This is a genomic window from Sinimarinibacterium flocculans (genome assembly GCF_003201205.1).
GTDB lineage: Bacteria > Pseudomonadota > Gammaproteobacteria > Nevskiales > Nevskiaceae > Solimonas > Solimonas flocculans.
This window is the reverse complement of the sequence record NZ_QICN01000008.1, coordinates 13,899-31,401: the sequence shown is the minus strand read 5'-3', so window position 1 is coordinate 31,401 and position 17,503 is coordinate 13,899. Positions and strand designations below refer to the sequence as shown.

Below are 17,503 nucleotides of genomic sequence, written 5' to 3'. Positions count from 1 at the left end.
GGTTCAGAGCCTCAGCAGGGCGCCGAGCAGCACCCAGGCCTCGTCGAGCAACTGGACGATGCCCTCCTGCAGCGCCGGCAGACCGGCGCGGATCAGCATCAGGCCAGCGACCAGCGTGACCGGGAAGCCGACCGCGAACAGGTTGAGCGTCGGTGCGCTGCGGCTGACCACGCCCATCGCGAGGTTCACGGTGAGCAGGGCGATGACGAGCGGCAACGCGAGCTGCAGACCGCCGGAGAAGACGATGCCGGCGAAGCGCAGCAGCGTGCCCATCTGGTCGATGCCCAGCCCTGCGCTGCCGACCGGCAGCGTCGCGAACGAGCGCACGATCATCTCGATGAGAATCAGGTGACCGCCGAGTGCGAGGAACAGCAGCGTCGCCATCACGGTGAGGAACTGGCCGATTACCGGCGTGCTTGCGCCGCGCAATGGGTCGGCGAGCTGGGCGAAGCCCAGGCCCATGCCGAAGGCGATCAGCTCGCCGCCCATCACCACGGCCTCGAACACCAGCAGCAGCACGAAACCTGCAACCAAGCCGATCAGCAGTTGCTGCAGCAGCGTGGAGAACCAGTCCGCCGACAGCAGCGCCGTAACCGGCGGTGCCGGCAGCAGCGGCGCGACGACGACGGTGATCAGCAGAGCCAGCAGCAACCGGATGCGCGGCGACACCGCGCGCGCGCCGAGCACCGGCGCAATCATGAACAGCGCGCTGATGCGGATCAGCGGCCAGACGAATTGCTGGACCCAGGCGAGCAGTTGGGTGTCGGTGAGGGTCATTGCAGGCCCCTCGGCATACCGCAATGACGTTCCCCTCTCCCGCTCGCGGGAGAGGGTGCCCGGAGGGTGGGAGAGGGCGGCGCGCAGCGCCGTTTCTTTGCCGAGGTGCCGGTCAGCACCCGCTTCGCGGGCCCTCTCCCCTCCCCCTCTCCCGCTTGCGGGAGAGGGGAGACGGTCTGATCGGGGCAGCGACGAAGCGTCATGTACATCGCCTGATGCACTCAGGCCAGCAATCCCGGGATGCTCTCCACCAGCCGCCGCGTGTACTCGATCAGCAGGCGCAGCATCCACGGGCCGGCGACGACGGCGACCGCGGCCATCGCCAGCAGCTTGGGGATGAAGCTCAGGGTCATCTCGTTGATCTGCGTCGCGGCCTGGAACACGCCGACGAGGACGCCGACGGCGAGCGCGGTGAGCAGCAGCGGGGCGCCGAGCAGGATGCCGAGCGCGAGCGCGTCGCGGCCGATGGTCAGCACGCTCTCCGGGGTCATGACACCGCCCGGAACGAGGCCGCGAGCATGCCAGTGATCAGCGACCAGCCGTCCACGAGCACGAACAGCATCAGCTTGAACGGCAGCGAGATCAGCATCGGCGACAGCATCATCATGCCCATGCTCATCAGCACACTGGAAACGACCAGGTCGATGATCACGAACGGGATGAACAGCAGGAAGCCGATCTGGAAGGCCGTGGTGAGTTCTGAGGTGAGAAACGCGGCGGCGAGCACGGCGAAGGGCACGTCCTGCTGCGAGGCATAGGGCTCGTCGCCGGCGATGCGGGCGAAGCTGAGCAGGTCCGCCTCGCGGGTCTGGGCGAACATGAAGCTGCGCATCGGCTCGGCCGCTGCCTGCAGCGCGGGTTCGAACGCCATCTCGCCCGCCATGTACGGCTGCACGGCGTTGCTGTACACGCCGTCCAGCACGGGCGCCATGACGAAGAAGGTGAGGAACAGCGACAGGCCGATCAGCACCTGGTTGGTCGGCGTCTGCCCGGTGCCCAGGGCCTGCCGCAGCAGGCCGAGCACGATGACGATGCGCGTGAACGCGGTCATCGACAGGATCGCCGCCGGCAACAGCGTGAGCGCCGTCATCAGCAACAGCACCTGGATGCTGAGGCTGTATTCGGTGGCGCCGTCGCCGAGCGGCGTGGCAGTCACCGCCGGCAATGCCGGCTCGGCGAACGCTGGCAGCGCGAACAGCGCGGCGAGAACGGCGCAGAGGCGCAGCGCGAACGTCACGTCGCGTTCCGGCCAGTCAGCGCCTGGCGCAGGCGTTCGGCGAAGGCTGGTTCGGCGCCCGGCGGCGGTGCGTCCTCGGTCACGGCCGAGTCGAAGCGATGCAGCAGGTTGACGCCGCCGCTGGCGACGCCGACGAGAAACTGCGTGTCCCCTACCTGCAGCAGCACGACCTTCTCCTTAGCGCCGAGCTGCGCGCCGCCGCGGATCTGGATGGCGGCGCCGCGCGCCACGCGCGCGCCCTGCAGCCAGCGTGCGAGCCAGGCCAGCGCGAAGATCGCGCCGATGACCAGCAGCAGGCTGCCGAAGACTTCGAGCATGCCGGTCGCCGGGACGGCGGATACGGCGGCCGCCGGTTCGCTCACTTGAGCTTCCGGATGCGCTCGGCCGGGCTGACGACGTCGGTCAGGCGGATGCCGAACTTCTCGTTGACGACGACGACCTCGCCGTGCGCGACGAGCGTGCCGTTGGCGTAGACGTCCAGCGGCTCGCCGGCCGCGCGGTCGAGTTCGACGACCGAGCCCTGGTTGAGCTGCAGCAGCGTGCGGATGGGAATGCGCGAACGGCCCACCTCCAGCGACAGCGTGACGGGCACGTCGAGGATGACGTCGAGGCTCACGTCGCCTTCGGCCTGTGGCTGCGAGCGGTCCTCGAGGTTCTGGAAGCTGGCGCGGGCCGGCTCCGGCTTCTGGCTGGTTTCGGTGCTGGTGCTCATGCGGCTTCCCGTTGGCTGGTGGAACGCGGCCGGTTGACCACGTCGGTGATGCGGATGGCGTTGTGTCCGTTGGCGACGCCGAAGCTGCCGCGGTACAGCGGCAGGTCTTCCACGCAGAGTTGCAGCGTCTTCGGCAGCGTCACCGGAATGACGTCGCCCGGCTTGAGCTGGGCGAGCTGGCGCAGAGAGATGGTGGCGCGCGCGAGTTCGCTGGAGAGTTCGACCTCGGCGTCCTTGACCTGCTCGCGCAGCGCGACACCCCAGCGCTCGTCCTTCTCGACGCGATCGGACTGGATGCCGGCGTCGAGCAGCTCGCGGATGGGCTCGATCATCGAGTACGGCAGCGTCACGTGGATGTGGCCGCCGCCGCCTTCGAGTTCGATCTTGAACTTGCTGACAACGACGATCTCGCTGGGCGCGACGATGTTCGCGAAGTGCGGGTTGACCTCGGAGTTCAGGTACTCGAAGTCCATCTTCATCACCGGACTCCAGGCCTCCTGCATGTCGGCGAAGGTCTGGCGCAGCAGCAACTGGATCACGCGCATCTCGGTGGGCGTGAATTCGCGGCCCTCGATCTTGGTGTTGAGGCGCCCGTCGCCGCCGAAGAAGTTCTCGACGACGCTGAAGACCAGGCGCGGCTCGAACACCACCAGCGCGGTGCCGCGCAGCGGCTTCACGCGCACGAGGTTGAGATTGGTGGGCACGTACAGCGAATGCGTGTACTCGCTGAACTTCGCCGTCTCGATGCCGACGACGGTCAGCTCCGGCGAGCGGCGCAGCATGTTGAACAGCGAGATGCGGAACAGGCGCGCGAAGCGCTCGTTGATCATCTCCAGCGTCGGCATGCGACCACGGATGATGCGGTCCTGCGAGGTGAAGTCGAAGGTGCGCGCCTCGCCGGGGGCCGGTGGCGGCGGCGTGGTGTCGACGGCGCCGCTGTCGACGCCGTGCAGCAATGCGTCGATTTCGTCCTGGGACAGCAGATCGTTGGGATTGGCCATCGCGCGCCTACTGCATCACGAAGCTGGTGAAGTAGACCGCCTCGACCTGCGCCTCGCCGGTCTCGGCCATCAGGATCGCCTTGACCTCGGCGAGCACTGCCGCCTGCAGCGCCTCCTTGCCGGCGCGCGTCGACAGGTCCGCCACCTGCTGCTGACCCAGCAGCATCAGCAACTGGCTGCGGATGCGCGGCGCGTGGCGTTCGATCTGCTCCAGCGTCTTGCCGTCGCGGCTCATCAGCTCGACCTGCACCTGCAGGAAGCGCTGTGCGCGTTCGTCCTCGAGATTGACGACGAAGGCCGGCTCCAGCGCGAAGTACTGGGCAGGCGACGACGGCAGCTCGACCTGCTCCTCGGCGTCTTCCTCGCCTTTCGGCTGTGCCGCCGCGAGCGCATGCTGCGCAACGAACCAGGCCGCGCCGCCGCCACCCAGGGTCGACAGCAGCACGGCGGCCAGCACCAGCACGAGGCCACCGCCCTTGCGCGGCGCCGCCGGCGGCGGCAGCGGGGCATCGATCACGTCTTCGGATTTCGCAGCAGCCATCGGCTCGGGCTCGGTTCAGTCAGGAACGTTTGGGGTCACGCTTGCCAGCCCCGGAGCAAGTCCTGTTCCAAGCATCTGCGCCGGACTTTCGACGCGGATCGTTCGAGGTGACGCCACCGGGACCACGCGTGCTGCCCTCCTCGCTGCGGCGGGAGGGGACGCCGGAAAGGAACCGAGGACCGGTTCCGCCTAGGCGTAGGCGTCGACCAGCGAAACGGAGGTGATGCGCCGACGACCGGTGCGCGACGGCGGAACGGTGGCGACGGCGTCGCCGCGGCGCTCGGCCGATTCCACCTGCCCGCGCGTCAGCGTCAAGCCGCCGGCACCGAGCAGATCGCGCAGTTGCGGCAGGCACTGGCTCAGCAGTGCGCGCGCGCCCGGCTCGGCCGCGAGAATGTGCACCTGCGCCTGCTGGCCCTGGGTCTCGATGCGGATGGTCAGCGCGCCCAGTTCCGCGGGATGCAGTTCCAGCGTTGCCTCTCCAAGGCCCTGGTCGACCTGCCAGGCGATGCGCTCGCCGAGGTCCGCAGCGAAATCCGGGTGGTCGGGCACCAGTGGTGGCGTCGCGGGATCGACCGGTGTGGGCGGTGGGGTCGACGACGCGGCGGCGGCCGGCATCGACAGCAGTGCCGCCGCCGGCAGCGGGGTCGGCGATGTGTCGGCGAGCGATGAAGCGGGTTCGGGCACCGGCATCGGCACCGTTCCAGCGGTCAGCGTATCGAGAACGGCGTCCGGCGAAGCGAGAACGGACGCCTCCACTGCGTTCGCATCCGGCGTCGCGAGACGCGCGTCGGTGAGCAACTGCGGCAACGTCGGCTTGTTCGCAGCCGGATCGATGCTGCCTACTGTCGTTCCGGTCGCATCGTTTGCGGTGCCCGCCGGCCGCGGCGCCGCGGTCGCGTCGGTCGGCACGGTTGCCATCGCGATGCTGTCGAACAGCCAGCCGATCAGCGGTGTCCCGCCGTCGTCGGTCGTGGTGTCCTCGGTCGCTGCGGGCTCCGGCGACGCGCCGGCACGCGGGGTCTCGGCCGCAACCGGCGGCAGCGTCAGCAGGGTGAACGGCAGCAGCGGGGGAGCGTCGGCCGCCGATCCCGGTGTGGACGCTGCCGGCAACGGCGCGGCCATCCCGCCGAGCGCGGGAATGCTCACGGATCGAGATCCGCGGCAAGCCCGTCGCCGGCCAGGAACCGGCGCAAGGCGAACTCGTCGAGCTGACGCTGGCCGCGCTGTTCTTCGCTGCGCCGCTCGCGGCGGCGGTAGCACTCGGCCAGCTGGTCGAGCGTCGACACCTCGCGATGCTGCAGCAGCCATTCGGCGCGCTGCACCTCGCAGCGGCTGCGCGCCTGCTCGACCAGCCGCGCCTGCATCGACACCGCTTCGCGCAGGCGTTCGACGAAGGCCTGCCGGTTCATCAGCAGCCGCGGGTTGTGCGCACTGGCCAGTCCTTCGTACTCGGCCAGGTAGCGGGTGAGTTCCTGCAGGCGCTGCTCGCGTTCGCCGAGCACGCGCTGCTGATCGATGAGCCGGCGCGCGGCCTCGTCCTCGCGTACTTCGGCAAGCTGCTGCAGCGGCTGCATGCGGGCGGACGACATCGCGGGACTCATGGGCGTTCTCCTGTGGGCGGCGTCAGCAGCGCGGTCAGCGCACGCGCGCTGTCGGCGAAGCTCGCGGAGCGCTCGACGCTCTGGCGCAGGAACTCCTCGATCTGCGGCCAGCGCGACACTGCCGCGTCGACGCGCGGATCGGCGCCCTTCTGGTAGGCGCCGATGTTGATCAGGTCACGGTTGCGCTGGTAGGCCGACACCAGCGTGCGCAACTGCCGCGCCCGCTGCACGTGCGCAGCCGGGACCACGGCATCCATCACTCGCGAGATGGAGGCCTCGATGTCGATCGCGGGGTACAGGCCGGATTCGGCGATGGTGCGCGATAGCACGATGTGACCGTCGAGCACGCCGCGTGCGGCGTCGGCGATCGGATCGTTGGGATCGTCGCCCTCGGTCAGCACTGTGTAGAAGGCGGTGATCGAACCGCCGCCGGCGCGGCCGTTGCCGGCACGTTCGACCAGGCCGGGCAGTCGCGCGAACACCGACGGCGGATAGCCGCGCGTGGTCGGCGGCTCGCCGACGGCCAGACCGATCTCGCGCTGCGCCTGTGCGAAGCGCGTCAGCGAATCCATCAGCAGCAGCACATGCCGGCCGCGGTCGCGGAAATGCTCGGCAATGGCGGTGGCCGTGTACGCGGCGCGCAGGCGCAGCAGCGGCGACCGGTCGGCCGGCGTGGCGACGACGACCGAGCGTCGCAGACCCTCGGCGCCGAGCGCGTGATCGAGAAAATCGCGCACTTCGCGGCCACGCTCGCCGACCAGACCGACGACGACGACGTCGGCGGCGGTGTAGCGCGTCATCATGCCGAGCAGGGTCGACTTGCCGACGCCGGTGCCGGCGAACAGGCCGAGACGCTGGCCGCGTCCGACGCTGAGCAGCGCATTGATCGCGCGCACGCCGACATCCAGCGGCTGCGCGATGGGCGCTCTTTCGAGCGGATTGAGCGGCAGGCCGTGCAGGCGCGCGTGACCGTCGCAGGCGAGCCGCCCGCGGCCGTCGATGGGTCGCGCCTCCGCATCGAGCACGCGACCGAGCAAGGCATCGCCGACGCCGATCTCGAGGCGGCCGGCCGCCGGCACGACGCGCGCATGCGGCATCAGGCCCTGCATGTCGCCGCTCGGCATCAGGTAGATGCGATCACCCGAGAAGCCGACGACTTCGGCTTCGACACTGCCGCCATCGGCCTGGGCGATCCGCGCGCGCGCGCCGAGCGGGAGCTGGCAGCCGACGGCTTCGAGCGTCAGCCCGACGACGCGGCGCAGTTGTCCTTCGACCTGCACGCTGGGCAGCGTCGCGATGCGCGCCGTCTGCTGACCGAGCCGGGCCGCCAGCCGCAGGTTGCTGCCCTCGGCCCAGGTACTCACGCTTCGTCTCCGGCCAGCGCCTCGGCAATCACGCGTACACGGCGGTCGAGGCGTGCGTCCACCAGCGCCGAGTCCGTGTAGATGCGACAGTCGCCCGGATGCAGTTCCGGGTCCGGCACGATGCTGAATTCCTTCACGTCCGGAGGCGGGCTCAGATGCTCGCGCAGCAGCGCCTCGTCTCCCGGATGCACCTGAAGCCGCAGGCTGCGCAGTTGCGGCGGCAGCCCCGAGAGCGCTTCGCGCACCAGCGTGACGGCGCGTTCCGGCGCGGCCTTGATCTCGTCGTGCAGCAGACGCCGTGCGATCGCGCCGGCCAGTTCGACCAGCGCGCGTTCCACCTCTTCGTCGAGATGCGCGAGCGGCCGCATGATGTGATCGACCAGCGCCTGCAGGCGCTGCGCCTGTTGCAGGACCGCCTGCTGCCCCGCGGCAAAGCCTTCGGCCTGACCGCGCTGGAAGCCGTCCTGGTAGGCAGCGGCCTCGATCGATTCGAGCTGCTCGGCCGTGGGCGGGTTCTTCAGCGCCGCATCGAAGTTCGGCAGCTGCCAGCGTGCCGGCGCCTCGCCGACCGTTTCGGCCGGGAGAATGTCCGCGGTCTCGAAGCCGCTCACCGCTGCACCCCGCGCCCGAAGCAGTCGTCAGCGCCTTGCCGTGAGCACGGGCAACCTCCCGCACTCGTTCGAGCGGCGCGCAAAACACCGTGTCGCGCGCTCACACGAAGGCCTCGCCCTTGCCGCCGATGACGATGGTGCCGGCGTCCGCCAGACGCCGCGCCACGGCCAGGATTTCCTTCTGCGCGGCCTCGACGTCCGACAGCTTGGCCGGTCCCTTGGCCTCCATGTCCTCGACCAGCATCTCGGCGGCGCGCTTGGACATGTTGCGGAGGATCTTGTCGCGCACGCGCGGGTCGGCGCCCTTGAGCGCGAGCCCGAGCGTCTCGCCGCCGACATCGCGCAGCAGCGTCTGCACGCTGCGATCGTCGACCTCGGCAAGATCGTCGAAGACGAACATGAGGTCCTGGATGCGCTGCGACAGCTCCTGGTCCGCCTCGCCGATGCGGCCGATGATGGCCTGCTCCTCGGACGAGTCCATCAGATTGAGGATGGTCGCCGCGACCTTGACGCCACCGACGCTGGAGGCCTTGAGGTTGTTGCCGCCGGTGAACTGCTTTTCCATGATCTCGTCGAGCTCGCGCAGCGCCGCCGGCTGGATGCCGTCGAGCCGCGCGATGCGCATCAGCACGTCGCCCTTCATGCGCTCCGGCAACTGGCCGAGCACGTCGGCGGCCTGGTCCGGATCGAGGTAGGACAGCACGATGGCGACGATCTGCGGATGTTCGTTGCGCACGATGTCCGCCACCGCGCGCGTCTCCATCCACTTGAGCGCTTCGAGGCCCTTGCTGTTGCGGCCGAGCAGGATGCGGTCGATCAGACCGGACGCCTTGTCCTGTCCCAGCGCACCGACGAGCACGCGGCGCACGTAGTCGTCCGCGCCCACGCCCAGCGAAGTCTGCGAGTCCAGCTCCTCGATGAACGAGTCGACGACCTCGGTCGCGCGTTCGCGCGAGACGTTCGACAGCGTGGCCATCGCCGCACCGAGCTTCTGCACATCCTTGGCGCCCATGTGCTTGAGCACTTCGGCCGCCTCGGATTCGCCGAGCGACATCAGCAGGATCGCGGCGCGTTCGACGCCGCTGATCGCTGCCTCCTTGATCTGCGTCTCGGCCATCAGCCTTCCTGTCCCACCCAGTTCTTGACCACCTGTGCGACCCGCTTGGGGTCCTGCGCAACAGCGTTGCGCGCGGACTGCAGTTTGTTCTCGTAGGCGAGCGCCGGCAGCGCGGCCGGATCGGCGGACAGTGCCAGACGATCGTCGGCAGGCTGGCGCGCGGTCTCGTCGCTCGCGGGCAAGGCCGGCTGGGCCACCGGGCGCAGCGGCGTGGCCAGCAGGTTGCGCAATGTCGGCCGCAGCACGAACAGGATCAACGCGAGCACCAGCACCGCGCCGCCGGCCTGGCGCGCCAGATCGCGCAGCGCCGGCCGCTGCCACAACGGTACCGCTTCGGGCTCGGCGATCTCGCTCTGGATGAACGGCGCGTTCTGCACGCTGACCGAATCGCCGCGCTGGGCGTCGAAGCCCACCGCCTCGCGGACCAGGGCCTCGACCTTGGCCAGCTCCGCATCGCTGAGCGGCGCCAGCTCGGTCTCGCCCGACTTGCCGTCGGCCTTCGGTCGCGGCAGGTAGTCCACCAGCACGGCGACCGACAGCCGCTGCAGCCGCCCCACGGACTGGCGGGTGTGGCTCAGCGTGCGGTCCAGCTCGTAGTTGCGCACGGTCTCGCGCGACAGGTTCTGCACGTCCTCGCCGCCGCCGGTGTCGTTGAGTGCGGCGGCGGCCTGGGTTTCCGGCGGCTGGTTGCTCACGGCGCCGGGCACGCCGACCGCCCTGGTCGCGCTGCGTCGTGTGTCCTCGGAAATCTGCTCGCTGCGGACCTTGCCCGGGTCCGGCGTGTAGGTCTCGCGCGCCTCCTCGGTCACCGAGTAGTCGACGCTGGCCGCCACCTGGGTGCTGACGCGTCCGGCGCCGAGCATCGGCAGCAGCAGTTCGTTGATGCGGCGCACGTAGTCGCCCTCGAGCCGGCGCGTGTGCTCGAGCTGCCCGACGCTGCGCGCCGCGGCACTGTCGGCATCGTCCTGGCTGAGCAGGCGGCCGTACTGGTCGATGACGGTGACCGCACCCGGCGGCATGCCCGCGACGCTGGAGGCGACCATGTGCACGATCGAGGCCACCTGGTTTTGTTCGAGCGTGCGGCCGGCATGCAGATCGACGAGCACCGAGGCGCTCGGCGTGCTGCCGTTGCGGGCGAACGCGGACGGCTTGGGAATCGCCAGGTGCACGCGTGCGGCGCGCACCGGCTGCAGCGATCCGATCGTCCGTGCCAGTTCGGTTTCGAGCGCATGCTGGTAGCGCGCGCTCTCGATGAACTGGCTGGTGCCGAAGCCCTGTTCCTGCTGCATCATCTCGAAGCCGACGCCGCCGCTGCGCGGCAGGCCCTGGGCGGCGAGCTGCAGCCGCGCCTGATCGACCTGCGCCTGCGGCACGGTGACCGCGCCGCCCTCGAAGCGGAACGGCACGCCGCTGCCGCGCAGCGCCTCGGCCACGTCCGCGGCATCGCGATCGGCCAGACCGCTGTAGAGCGGCGCGTAGCCCGGCTCCTGCGACCAGCGGAACATCCACAGGCCGACGGCGACCGCGAGGGCGATGCCCCCGAGCAGCAGCAGCTGGCGCAGCGCCGGCGAGTCGCCGAGCTGACGGACGTTGACCATAGCGGCCTGTGCCTGTGCCATCGATCAGTCCTCGCTCAGACCGGCATGTTCATGATGTCCTGGTACGCCGCCACCAGACGGTTGCGTACCTCGGTCATCGCGCGGAAGTTCACCTGGGATTTCGCCGACGCCAGCATCACGTCGGCCAGCTCGACGCTGCGGTCGCCGCGGGCGAAGGATTCCTGCAGGCGGCTCGTGGCCTGCTGGCTCGCGTTGACCTGCGAGACCGCGTCCTTGAGCAGCGACTGGAAACCGACCTGCGGTGCGGCGGCGCTGGCGTTGGGCGTCGCCGGCCGGGTGCCCGCCTGCGCCTGCAGGGCACGGATCTGCGCCAGCACGCGACCGACATCCATCTCGCTCATTGCCTCACCCACCGCTCGGGGAACCTGCGGGCGCTGGAGCAACTTCCATTCCAGGCGCCGGAGGTTTCAGCGCGTCAAGGAGTCGACGCCGGGTCCGGGTGGGCTTGTCGTCGCAACAGTTCGTTGACCTCATCGACCAGCGACGGGATGAAGTCATTGCCGTAGCCGCGATGCTCGTAGGCAACGCGGCCTTCGTGGTCGATCATGAACATGTGTGGAATCGGCCCGACACCCCAGGCCTTGCGCACGCTGCCGTCGCCGTCGTGCGCCAGCGTCAGGCTCAGCCGCTTGGACAGCACGCGGCGCACCTCGCGAAAACGGGCAAGGCTCTCGATGTTGACCGACACGACGGCCAGCTGGTCGCCCGCCTCCTGCTGCAGGCGCTCGAGCACGCTCATCTCGTTGAGGCACGGCCCGCACCAGCTCGCCCAGAACGTGACGACGAGAATGCGCCCGGCATAGTCGGGAGTGCGCAGAACGCTGAAGTTGGGACCGGTGCCGAGCGCTTGCGGCGGCGGCTGGCCGCGGTCGAGCGCCCACGCCGGCGTGACCACGGCGCACAGCATCAGCAGGCCGGCGAACACGCCACGCGGGAGAACGGATGCGGTCATTGCCGCATCGTACCCGCCCGCCGTGCCGGATGGCGCCTCAGGCGGCAACTTCCCGATTCAGCCCGTACTTGCGCAGCTTCTCGACCAGCGTGGTGCGGCGGGTGCTGAGCAGCTTGGCCGCGTGCGCCACGACGCCGCCGGCCTGCTCCAGCGCCTGCCGGATCAGCGTCAGCTCGATGTGTTCGATGTGATCCTTGAGGTTCATGCCCTCGGGCGGCAGCTCGGCGATATCGCCCGGAGTGCCGTCATCGCCCAGTGCCGGCGACACCGGCAGGGCCTCGTCCTCGTCGATCGGCTCGTCGAAGTCTTCCGCTTCGGCCAGCGCCGGCAGCGGCGACTGCGCGCGGTAGCGCGGCGGCAGGTCGGCCACGCGGACGCTGGCGCCCGGATGCAGCACCGCCAGACGTTCGATCAGGTTCGACAGTTCGCGGACGTTGCCGGGCCAGTGGTAGGCACGCAACGCGTGCACTGCGTCGCTGCCCAGGCGGACCGAGCCGTGCCCGCTGCGTTCGAGCGCGCGGATCAGGTCCTCGATCAGCAGGGGCAAGTCTTCGAGCCGCTCGCGCAGCGGCGGCATCTCGACCGGGAAGACGTTGAGCCGGTAGTACAGGTCCTCGCGGAAGCTGCCCTTGACGATGGCGTCCTCGAGGTTGCGATGCGTCGCCGCGATGATGCGCACGTCGCACTGCGAGCTGCGGTTGGCGCCGACGCGTTCGAACGTGCGTTCCTGCAGCACGCGCAGGATCTTCACCTGCATCGACAGCGGCATGTCGCCGATCTCGTCGAGGAACAGCGTGCCGCCGTCGGCCATCTCGAAGCGGCCCTTGCGGGCGGTGATCGCCCCGGTGAACGCGCCTTTCTCGTGGCCGAACAGCTCGGATTCGAGCAGCTCGTGCGGGATCGCACCGCAGTTGACGGCAACGAACGGCTTGTCGGCGCGGTTGGAGCGCTCGTGGATCGCCCGGGCGACGACTTCCTTGCCGGTGCCGGATTCGCCGGTGATCAGCACCGTGGTGTCGAAGCCGGCCACCTGCTCGATCATGCGACGGACGCGGCGCACCGCTGCGGAGTTGCCGGTAGGTCCCTGCTGCGCACGGACGGTCGACGGCGCGGCGGACACCTGCGGCTGCATCTGTTCGGCGCGCCGCAGCAGTTCGGAGAGCTGCACGTAGCGTACCGGCGTGTCGAGCTGCAGGCAGGCGCTGCGATCGAGTCCCGAGGCTTTGAGCACGGCATCGTAGTAGGGCTGCAGGACCAGCAGCGGCGCGTGCATGCGGTCGCGGCGCAGCCATTCCAGCAGTTGCGCCAGCGCCTGGCCGGCGAGCCTGCCGAGAATCACGGCGTTCCAGTCGCGCGGCGAGGTGTCGATGATGTCGGCGGGCCGGTCCGTCACCTGCGCACGGCAGTGAACGAACTCGAGAACCGTGCGCAGCTCCTGCGCGCGTTCCTCGTCGGTATCGATGACCAGAACCCGTCCTTCCGACATGGTGTGACTCCTAGCGTTCGACGACGCAAGCGAGGACTCCATGTCGCTTCGCTGCTTGTTCTTGTTCCTGCCCGCGATCACTCCCGATCGCGCACCACCGTTTTACTTCAGCGCGCCATCCACGCCCGTCGCGGCCCGACGACCGGTGTCCGTTCCTTGGCGGACGGAATCTGCATCGCCTCGCGGTACTTGGCGACCGTGCGCCGCGCCACGTGAATCCCGTTGCGCGCCAGCAGCGCCATGATGTCGCCATCGGCCAGCGGCGCCTGCGGGTTCTCGCCGTTGACGATGCGGCGGATCATCGCCTTGACGGCCGTGCCCGAGGTGTCGCCTTCGCGCATCGCGATCTGCGACGGGAAGAAGGCCTTGAGTTCGTAGACGCCCCACGGCGTCTGCACCCACTTGTTCGTGGTCACGCGGCAGATCGTCGATTCGTGCATGCCGATCGCCTCGGCGATCTCGCGCAGCGTCAGCGGCGCCATGCCCTCCTCGCCACGCTCCAGAAACGCCGTCTGCCGTTCGAAGATCGCACGTCCGGTGCGCAGCAGCGTGTCGTGGCGCATCTCGATGCCGCGCACCATCCAGCGCGCCTCCTGGAGCTGGTCGCGCAGCGCCCGGTGGGCCTGGTTGCTCAGCGCGCGTTCGTACATGGCGTTGACGCGCAGGCGCGGCAGCCGCTCGCCGTTGAGTTCGACCTTCCACGCACCCGGCGTGCCGCTGACGATCAGGTCGGGCAGCGCGGCTTCGGCCGCCGCCGCACAGGCGGCGCCCGGCTTCGGGTTGAGCGAGAGCACCAGATCGAGCGCCGCGTGCAGGTCCACGTGGTCGACCTCGTAGCGTGCGCACAGGCCGTCGAAGTCGCGCGCGGCGATGGCGTCGAGACTCTCGTCGACGATGCGCGCCGCCAGCGCGAGACCGGCGGTACCGGCCGGCTGCGCCCGAAGCTGCAGGTCGAGACATTCGCGCAGGTCGCGCGCGGCGAAGCCGGTCGGCTCGACCGACTGCACCAGCCGCAGCGCGGCCTCGACCTCGGCCGGCGCCGGCAGCGGATCGAGTCCGGATTCCAGCGCGATGCCGTCGAGCGGCTGGCCGAGGTAGCCGTTGTCGTCGACGGCCTCGACGATCGCGGCCACCAGTCGTGCCTCGCGCTCGTTGCGCACGACGAGCTGCAACTGCTCGATGGCGGCGACGCGGGCATCCGTGGCGGCCGGTTGCCCGATGCGGGCTTCCCAGGATTCGCCATCCTCGTCCGGCGGCTCGCCGCCCGACCAGGATTCGCGGCTGGACCAGTCGAAGTCGGCCTCGACCTCCGCGGTCGCGCCGGCATCCGCACCGCTCACCGAGGCGATCTCCTCGGCATCGGCCGCCCCGGCGTCATCCGCCGAGGCCTCGTGGGTGGCAGGTTCTTCCTCGTCCTCCTCGACCGGCTCGAGCAGGACGTTGCGCTCCAGCGCCTCGCGCAGTTCCTGTTCGAGTTCCAGAGACGACAACTGCAACAGACGGATCGACTGCAGCAGCTGTGGCGTCATCGCCATCGTCTGCGTCGTCTTCATCTGCAGGTGCGGTTTCATGCGCCTTGTCTCCTCTTATGGCCGTGCCAGATCCCGGATTCAGATTGGCGAAGCGGCGGCGCAAACCAAAGCAAGATTTTCCTGACGTGATGTCGTGTAAACCCCGACAAGCGTCGGAATTCCGACGATGCCGCCTCAGACGTGGGCGTAGTCGAGCCCGGTGCGGATCGCGTAGCGCATCAGGGCATTGGTGCCGTAGAGCCCCAGCGCATTCATCATGCGCGCGCGATGCGTCTCGACCGTCTTGATGCTCACCCCCATCAGGCCGGCGATCTCCTTGGTCGACTTGCCGCGGCCGATGAGCTGCAGCACCTGACGCTGGCGCGGCGTCAGTGCCACGCGGTCCTCGGCGAGGTGGCCGTTGCGGCGCTCGACGGCGGCATGAGAGATCGAAGGACTCAGATAGATCTGGCGCCGCTGTACTGCGCGCAGCGCAAGGCCGAGCTCCATCGGCTCGGCATCCTTGTCGAGGAAGCCGGCGGCGCCGGCGCGCAGGGCCGCGCGCACGTGCTGACCGTCGGTCAGGCCGGTGAGCACCAGCACCGCCACCTCGGGGTAGTGCCGGTGAATCTGCACCAAGGCCTCGAGTCCGCTGATCTTCGGCAGGTCGATCTCGGTGAGGACCGCGTCGGGGCGCAGCTGACCAACCAGTTCGAGCAGCGACTGTCCGTCACGCGCCTCGCCGACGACTGCGGCGTCCGTGTGTTCCTCGATCAGGCGCTTGAAGCCGGCGAGAACGAGTGTGCGGGAATCGGCCAGGACGAGGCGCATGACAAGGTCCCTTTCATGGTGGCGGATGACGGACCGATTGTCGGGGGGGACCTGACGCCGCGACCGTGCCGGCCGGCGAACGCGCACCAGCGACCGACCGCCGGTGCCGGGTGAACACGAAACGTTCCAGCGCGGCACCGAGCGCCTCGCTCATGTCCTCGAAGCGCGCACAGGTCTCGCCCTCGTGCTCGCCGATGAGCTGGACGGGCCAGCACAGCGGCGCCGGTGCGCAGGGGTGCAGGCTCAGCTCGACCAGCAGCCGCGCGTCCGTTGGCGCCGGATGCCCGACCGGCCACGACAGGCCCTCGCGGCTCAGGCGCACCGGCACTGCCGGCGCCTCACTGCGCCCCGCCCGCAACACCGCGCCGAGCAGCTCGAGCACCACGTCGATCTTCTGGTGCAGGCGCTCGACCTCGGTCTCCAGCGCGCCGCCGGTCTCGCTGCCGACATGCCGCTCGTCGAGCACGGCGATCGCGTGCAGTGCGCGCAGGTTCTGGTCGTGCCAGTGCTCGAGCTGCGCCACCGATGCCTGCGTCAGTGGCGTGAGCGCCAGCGGCAGGCAGTCCCGGTAGCCGAGCCAGTGGTCGAGCGGGCCTTCGGTCGCGTTCATTGCCGCGTGGGGGCAATGCCGTCCCAGGCCGACTTGATCTGGCGCAGCAGCGCCAGCGCCTCGTCGATCGCCTCGACGTCGTCGCGCACGTTGGCCTGCAGCAGGCGGCGGCCGAGATAGTCGTAGAGCGCATCGAGATTGCGTGCGATGGCGCCGCCGGCCTCGTGGTCCAGGCTCAGCCGCAGATGCTCGACGATCGCCAGCGCCGAGCCGAGCGTGCGCAGCTTGACCGCCACCTCGCCACGCAACACCGCGCCGCGTGCCGTGGCCAGGCGGTCGATCGCGCCGGTGTAGAGCATCTCCACCAGCTTGTGCGGCGAGGCCTCGACGGTGCCACCGTAGTTCGAGGTGCTTCGATACTGCTGCAGGGCGGCGTAGGACACGGTCGTCGGCTGTCGCAAGGGTTCGCTGCCTGTATCGACCACGCGGAGCGAGTCTTTAACCCCGTCCCGTGACGGACGGGCGTGCGATCATGCCGCCCGACCGCTCGTCGGCGACGAACGTCGCCATGCCCGGAGGCTCCATGATCATCGACGCCTGGGCGCAGCACCCGACGCTGCGCCAGATGCAGGACCCCATCTTCGACTCCCTGCGCCGCTGGACGCGCAGCCGCCTGCCCGAGGCCGAGCTGCCGGTGGCCGCCACCCTCGCGCAGATGGACGCGGCGGGGGTCGACCGCGCCCTGATCAGCGCCTGGCATGCGCCGAGGCGCACGCTGATCGGCAACGACGAGGTCGCCGGCTTCGTCGCGCAGGCGCCGCAGCGTCTCGTCGGCGTCGGGTCGGTCGACATCACGCGGCCGATGGACGCCGTGCGCGAGGCACGACGCTGTGTGCAGGAACTCGGCTTCCGGGCGATCCGCGTGCTGCCCTGGCTGTTCGAGCTGCCGCCCACCGACCGCCGCTACTACCCGCTCTACGCCGCCTGCTGCGACCTGGGCGTGCCGTTCTGCACGCAGATCGGCCATACCGGGCCGCTGATGCCGTCCGAGGTCGGGCGCCCGATCTATCTCGATCAGATCGCGCTCGACTTTCCCGAGCTGGTCATCGTCGGCGGCCACATCGGTTACCCGTGGACCGACGAGGCCGTGGCCGTCGCCACCAAGCACGAGAATTTCTACATCGACACCTCGGCCTACGTGCCCAAACGCTACCCGCCGGCGCTGGTCGACTTCCTGCGCGGTCACGGCCGTCGCAAGGTGCTCTGGGGCAGCAATTACCCGATGCTCACGCCGGAACAGACCCTCGACGGTTTCGACGGCCTGGGCCTCGACGAGCAGACCCGCGAGCTGTTCCTCGCCGGCAATGCCCGCCGCGTCTATGCGCTCGATGCCTGATTCGCCGCCGTCGCTGACGTAGAATCCGCCGCGTCGATCTGCGCCTGTAGCTCAGTTGGATAGAGCACGAGCCTTCTAAGCCGGCCCGGCGCCGCTCGCAATCTGTTGATTCATCAGCAACTATCTGAATCGACTCAAATTGCAGGGGTGCAGTAAGGTGCAGCGGTGAACGCAAAATTGCGGCCGGATGCGGT

At 69.5% G+C, this 17,503-nt stretch carries 21 protein-coding genes; 1 reads left to right on the top strand and 20 read right to left on the bottom strand.

Features of this window, described 5'->3' with window-relative positions; all coding sequences use genetic code 11:
• Positions 1-3 precede the first annotated feature (3 nt).
• The 20 genes from fliR to fliS form a co-directional block, all read right to left on the bottom strand.
• Positions 4-777: a flagellar biosynthetic protein FliR gene (fliR, locus tag C8D93_RS13975; protein ID WP_110265836.1), complete on the bottom strand. Its 774-nt coding sequence runs from the start codon at positions 775-777 to the stop codon at positions 4-6.
• A gap of 221 nt (positions 778-998) precedes the next feature.
• Positions 999-1,268, bottom strand: coding sequence for a flagellar biosynthesis protein FliQ (gene fliQ, locus C8D93_RS13970; protein WP_110265835.1), 270 nt, complete (start codon positions 1,266-1,268; stop codon positions 999-1,001).
• Positions 1,265-2,014 (bottom strand): flagellar type III secretion system pore protein FliP, encoded by a 750-nt coding sequence (fliP, locus tag C8D93_RS13965; RefSeq protein WP_211307353.1) that lies wholly within the window; start codon positions 2,012-2,014, stop codon positions 1,265-1,267. Before fliP ends, fliQ begins: the two co-directional genes overlap by 4 nt.
• Entirely contained in the window at positions 2,011-2,376 is a 366-nt protein-coding gene (gene fliO / locus C8D93_RS13960; protein WP_110265834.1) for a flagellar biosynthetic protein FliO, read from the bottom strand. Before fliO ends, fliP begins: the two co-directional genes overlap by 4 nt.
• Positions 2,373-2,726: a flagellar motor switch protein FliN gene (fliN, locus tag C8D93_RS13955; protein WP_110265833.1), complete on the bottom strand. Its 354-nt coding sequence runs from the start codon at positions 2,724-2,726 to the stop codon at positions 2,373-2,375. Before fliN ends, fliO begins: the two co-directional genes overlap by 4 nt.
• The gene (gene fliM / locus C8D93_RS13950; protein WP_110265832.1) at positions 2,723-3,727 is read right to left on the bottom strand and encodes a flagellar motor switch protein FliM; all 1,005 of its coding nucleotides are present in this window, start codon (positions 3,725-3,727) and stop codon (positions 2,723-2,725) included. Before fliM ends, fliN begins: the two co-directional genes overlap by 4 nt.
• Before the next feature lie 7 nt (positions 3,728-3,734).
• Complete coding sequence (locus C8D93_RS13945; protein ID WP_110265831.1) at positions 3,735-4,268, bottom strand: flagellar basal body-associated FliL family protein; 534 nt, start codon at positions 4,266-4,268, stop codon at positions 3,735-3,737.
• A gap of 189 nt (positions 4,269-4,457) precedes the next feature.
• Entirely contained in the window at positions 4,458-5,417 is a 960-nt protein-coding gene (locus tag C8D93_RS13940) for a flagellar hook-length control protein FliK (RefSeq protein ID WP_146216615.1), read from the bottom strand.
• Entirely contained in the window at positions 5,414-5,872 is a 459-nt protein-coding gene (gene fliJ, locus C8D93_RS13935; RefSeq protein ID WP_110265829.1) for a flagellar export protein FliJ, read from the bottom strand. The genes C8D93_RS13940 and fliJ overlap by 4 nt, the downstream gene beginning before the upstream one ends.
• Positions 5,869-7,236, bottom strand: coding sequence for a flagellar protein export ATPase FliI (fliI, locus tag C8D93_RS13930; protein ID WP_110265828.1), 1,368 nt, complete (start codon positions 7,234-7,236; stop codon positions 5,869-5,871). The genes fliJ and fliI overlap by 4 nt, the downstream gene beginning before the upstream one ends.
• Positions 7,233-7,847, bottom strand: a complete 615-nt coding sequence (locus tag C8D93_RS13925; protein WP_110265827.1) for a FliH/SctL family protein — start codon at positions 7,845-7,847, stop codon at positions 7,233-7,235. The genes fliI and C8D93_RS13925 overlap by 4 nt, the downstream gene beginning before the upstream one ends.
• 100 nt (positions 7,848-7,947) lie before the next feature.
• Positions 7,948-8,934: a flagellar motor switch protein FliG gene (fliG, locus tag C8D93_RS13920; RefSeq protein ID WP_170124046.1), complete on the bottom strand. Its 987-nt coding sequence runs from the start codon at positions 8,932-8,934 to the stop codon at positions 7,948-7,950.
• Positions 8,935-8,963: 29 nt separating this feature from the next.
• Entirely contained in the window at positions 8,964-10,583 is a 1,620-nt protein-coding gene (gene fliF, locus C8D93_RS13915) for a flagellar basal-body MS-ring/collar protein FliF (RefSeq protein WP_110265825.1), read from the bottom strand.
• A 14-nt stretch (positions 10,584-10,597) separates the two neighbouring features.
• The gene (gene fliE / locus C8D93_RS13910) at positions 10,598-10,924 is read right to left on the bottom strand and encodes a flagellar hook-basal body complex protein FliE (RefSeq protein ID WP_110265824.1); all 327 of its coding nucleotides are present in this window, start codon (positions 10,922-10,924) and stop codon (positions 10,598-10,600) included.
• Between the two features lie 74 nt (positions 10,925-10,998).
• Positions 10,999-11,535 (bottom strand): TlpA family protein disulfide reductase, encoded by a 537-nt coding sequence (locus C8D93_RS13905; RefSeq protein ID WP_110265823.1) that lies wholly within the window; start codon positions 11,533-11,535, stop codon positions 10,999-11,001.
• Between the two features lie 37 nt (positions 11,536-11,572).
• Positions 11,573-13,021, bottom strand: coding sequence for a sigma-54 dependent transcriptional regulator (locus tag C8D93_RS13900; protein WP_110265822.1), 1,449 nt, complete (start codon positions 13,019-13,021; stop codon positions 11,573-11,575).
• A gap of 107 nt (positions 13,022-13,128) precedes the next feature.
• Entirely contained in the window at positions 13,129-14,592 is a 1,464-nt protein-coding gene (gene rpoN / locus C8D93_RS13895; RefSeq protein WP_110265821.1) for an RNA polymerase factor sigma-54, read from the bottom strand.
• Positions 14,593-14,727: 135 nt separating this feature from the next.
• Positions 14,728-15,363 (bottom strand): response regulator, encoded by a 636-nt coding sequence (locus C8D93_RS13890; protein WP_110265820.1) that lies wholly within the window; start codon positions 15,361-15,363, stop codon positions 14,728-14,730.
• A gap of 13 nt (positions 15,364-15,376) precedes the next feature.
• A complete protein-coding gene (locus C8D93_RS13885; protein WP_110265819.1) occupies positions 15,377-15,973 on the bottom strand; it encodes a PilZ domain-containing protein in 597 nt (198 codons plus the stop codon).
• Entirely contained in the window at positions 15,970-16,356 is a 387-nt protein-coding gene (fliS, locus tag C8D93_RS13880; RefSeq protein ID WP_110266006.1) for a flagellar export chaperone FliS, read from the bottom strand. Before fliS ends, C8D93_RS13885 begins: the two co-directional genes overlap by 4 nt.
• A gap of 140 nt (positions 16,357-16,496) precedes the next feature.
• Between fliS and C8D93_RS13875 the strand changes: the two genes are divergently transcribed.
• Positions 16,497-17,309, top strand: coding sequence for an amidohydrolase family protein (locus C8D93_RS13875; protein WP_211307352.1), 813 nt, complete (start codon positions 16,497-16,499; stop codon positions 17,307-17,309).
• Positions 17,310-17,503 lie beyond the last annotated feature (194 nt).

Bases quoted from the DNA above. Each gene is read 5' to 3' on its own strand.
- C8D93_RS13900 (WP_110265822.1), bottom strand. From the start codon at position 13,021: ATGTCGGAAGGACGGGTTCTGGTCATCGATACCGACGAGGAACGCGCG.
- C8D93_RS13945 (WP_110265831.1), bottom strand. From the start codon at position 4,268: ATGGCTGCTGCGAAATCCGAAGACGTGATCGATGCCCCGCTGCCGCCG.
- C8D93_RS13875 (WP_211307352.1), top strand. From the start codon at position 16,497: ATGATCATCGACGCCTGGGCGCAGCACCCGACGCTGCGCCAGATGCAG.
- fliR (WP_110265836.1), bottom strand. From the start codon at position 777: ATGACCCTCACCGACACCCAACTGCTCGCCTGGGTCCAGCAATTCGTC.
- fliN (WP_110265833.1), bottom strand. From the start codon at position 2,726: ATGAGCACCAGCACCGAAACCAGCCAGAAGCCGGAGCCGGCCCGCGCC.
- C8D93_RS13890 (WP_110265820.1), bottom strand. From the start codon at position 15,363: ATGCGCCTCGTCCTGGCCGATTCCCGCACACTCGTTCTCGCCGGCTTC.
- rpoN (WP_110265821.1), bottom strand. From the start codon at position 14,592: ATGAAACCGCACCTGCAGATGAAGACGACGCAGACGATGGCGATGACG.
- C8D93_RS13885 (WP_110265819.1), bottom strand. From the start codon at position 15,973: ATGAACGCGACCGAAGGCCCGCTCGACCACTGGCTCGGCTACCGGGAC.
- fliQ (WP_110265835.1), bottom strand. From the start codon at position 1,268: ATGACCCCGGAGAGCGTGCTGACCATCGGCCGCGACGCGCTCGCGCTC.
- fliJ (WP_110265829.1), bottom strand. From the start codon at position 5,872: ATGAGTCCCGCGATGTCGTCCGCCCGCATGCAGCCGCTGCAGCAGCTT.
- C8D93_RS13905 (WP_110265823.1), bottom strand. From the start codon at position 11,535: ATGACCGCATCCGTTCTCCCGCGTGGCGTGTTCGCCGGCCTGCTGATG.
- fliF (WP_110265825.1), bottom strand. From the start codon at position 10,583: ATGGCACAGGCACAGGCCGCTATGGTCAACGTCCGTCAGCTCGGCGAC.
- fliM (WP_110265832.1), bottom strand. From the start codon at position 3,727: ATGGCCAATCCCAACGATCTGCTGTCCCAGGACGAAATCGACGCATTG.
- fliE (WP_110265824.1), bottom strand. From the start codon at position 10,924: ATGAGCGAGATGGATGTCGGTCGCGTGCTGGCGCAGATCCGTGCCCTG.